Origin of the sequence: Mesorhizobium sp. M7A.F.Ca.CA.002.09.1.1 (assembly GCF_003998555.1) — a bacterium.
GTDB classification, from domain to species: domain Bacteria; phylum Pseudomonadota; class Alphaproteobacteria; order Rhizobiales; family Rhizobiaceae; genus Mesorhizobium; species Mesorhizobium ciceri.
The window spans coordinates 1-2,260 of the sequence record NZ_RZRR01000897.1; the positions used below are offsets into that span (position 1 = coordinate 1).

General features: G+C 62.7%; 2 protein-coding genes and 1 pseudogene. 1 reads left to right on the forward strand and 2 read right to left on the reverse strand.

Going from position 1 to position 2,260, the window contains the following annotated elements; genetic code table 11:
* Positions 1 to 565, reverse strand: a 565-nt coding sequence (locus EN994_RS28010) for a transporter substrate-binding domain-containing protein (protein WP_127307991.1), incomplete at its 3' end; no start/stop codon positions are given.
* Between the two features lie 322 nt (positions 566 to 887).
* On the opposite strand from EN994_RS28010, the gene EN994_RS28015 reads away from it, so the two are divergent.
* Complete coding sequence (locus EN994_RS28015; protein ID WP_013529172.1) at positions 888 to 1,751, forward strand: RNA polymerase factor sigma-32; 864 nt, start codon at positions 888 to 890, stop codon at positions 1,749 to 1,751.
* A gap of 24 nt (positions 1,752 to 1,775) precedes the next feature.
* Here the strand turns inward: EN994_RS28015 and EN994_RS28020 are convergent.
* Positions 1,776 to 2,260 (reverse strand): annotated as a pseudogene (locus EN994_RS28020) (metalloprotease); the annotation flags it as partial.

Sequence of the window (2,260 nt, forward strand, 5' to 3'; positions counted from 1 at the left end):
GGCTGTCATTGATCGTGGCGTCGGCACGGCCTGTCAGAAGCAGCTGGATCGATTGGTCGAAGCCATCGGTGCCGACCAGCTCGGCGCCGTTCGTTTCGGCCAGCTTGCCGAAATTCGAGGTCAGCGACTGCGCCGACTTCTTGCCCTTGAGATCGGCAAAGGTCTTGATGTCTGTGTTGTCGCCGCGCACGATCAGCACCGCCTTGGAGGCGATGTAAGGATCGGAGAAGTCGTACTTGGCCTTGCGGGCATCGGTGATGCCGACCTCGTTGATGACGGCGTCATAGCGATTGGCGTCGAGGCCGGCGATCAGCCCGTCCCACTTGCCTTCGAGGAATTCGACCTTGACGCCGAGCTTGTCGGCGATCGCCTTGGCGATTTCGACGTCGAAGCCGACCAGTGCGCCCGAAGTGTCATGATAGGTGAATGGCGCATAAGTGCCTTCCGTGCCGACCTTGATGACCCCGGCCTGCTTGATCTGGTCGAGATTGGCGCCGGCATGGCCTGCGGTGACAGCCAAGGCCTGCAGCGTTCCGGCGATGATGAGCGACTTGAGCCATTTCATTTTTCTGTGATCCCGTCCTTGGCCGGCCGACCGGCATATTGTGAGCGCTGGAAACTGACAGATGCAAGTCGAAAAAATAAGGAACAGAATTCCAAAAACAATCAGTTTCTGAAATCAGATACTCAAACTGGCGCTTTCCAGCCGACATCACGGCTATCGCGGGTAGTCCCCGGAGTCCGCCAGGCAACACATACCCGCAGCCACGGTCGCGGAACCTTTCCCGCGCATGGCAGTTCTGGCTGTTCTAGGGCACGACGCCGCCATTTCAACCCAGGCGCCAGCCAAGTTTGCAAAGTCATCCGCACCACCCAGGGAGCGCCTCATGATGGAAGACACGGCAGGACGGATCATGGTCCGCGCGGCGATGAAGGCTCCCTACCTCGAGCGTGACGAAGAGCATCGGCTTGCATTGCTCTGGAAAGAGGACAACGACCAGAACGCGCTGCACAGCATCACCGTCGCGCATATGCGGCTGGTCATTTCCATGGCCTCCAAATTCCGCCATTACGGCCTGCCGCTCGGCGACCTGGTCCAGGAGGGTCATGTCGGACTGCTCGAGGCCGCCGCCCGCTTCGAGCCGGAGCGCGAGGTGCGGTTCTCGACCTATGCGACATGGTGGATCCGGGCCTCGATGCAGGACTATATCCTGCGCAACTGGTCGATCGTGCGTGGCGGCACCAGCTCGGCGCAGAAGGCGCTGTTCTTCAACCTGCGACGCCTGCGCGCGCGGCTGGCGAATGGCGCCGAGCCACTGTCAAACGCAACGCTCTATCGCGAAGTATCGGAAGCACTCGGCGTCTCCGAAGCCGACGTGGCGATGATGGATTCGCGGCTGTCGGCTCCCGACTCCTCACTCAACATGCCGGTTGCCGACGATGCGGGTTCGACCGAGCGCATGGAATTCCTGGTCTCGGACGATCCGCTGCCCGACGAGATCGTCGGCGACAAGATCGATGTCGCGCGCCGCTCGCTCTGGCTGAGGGAGGCGCTTCGCGCGCTCAACGCACGGGAGTTGAGGATCATCGAGGAACGCCGGCTTAACGACGAGGGCGCGACGCTGGAAGCGCTCGGCGAAACCCTCGGCATCTCCAAGGAACGCGTCCGCCAGATCGAGGCCCGCGCCATGGAAAAGCTGAAGGTCGCGTTGGTGAAGCAGAATCCGGAGTTCATGGCGACTGCCGCCTGAACGGCGGCAGGCGTCCGCAGGTGCCTACTTGTCCGTGACGATCTTGACCTTGTCGCCGGCCGAAACCGCGGCACCAGGCGACAGCGCGTTGAGGACGCGGAACAGGTCGAGCTTACGGTCGACGCCGACCATCTGCGCCGAAAGCGAACCCATCGTCTGCCCAGGCTGGACAGTGACGACGCGGATGCGCAGCGGCTTCAGCGCCGCCTTTTCGGCGGCACTCAAGATCCGGAACGAGCCGCTGACCGAGCGGGCGATTGTGTCCAGCGACGTGCTGGCCGAAGGGGCCGCGGTCAGCAGCCGGTAGACCTGGCCGCCGGCGCGGATCACCGCAATGTCGAACTGCCAGCCTTCGGCGCCGGCATGCGCGGTCGCTGCCTCGTTGCCGTTGATGGTTTCCTGCCTGACGCTGCTGTCGACGAGACCAGCCACCCAGCCGCTGCGGATATAGTCCGTCAGCGCCCGGTTCTTGTCGATCGACACGCCATCGAAACGGATCGCTATGTCGC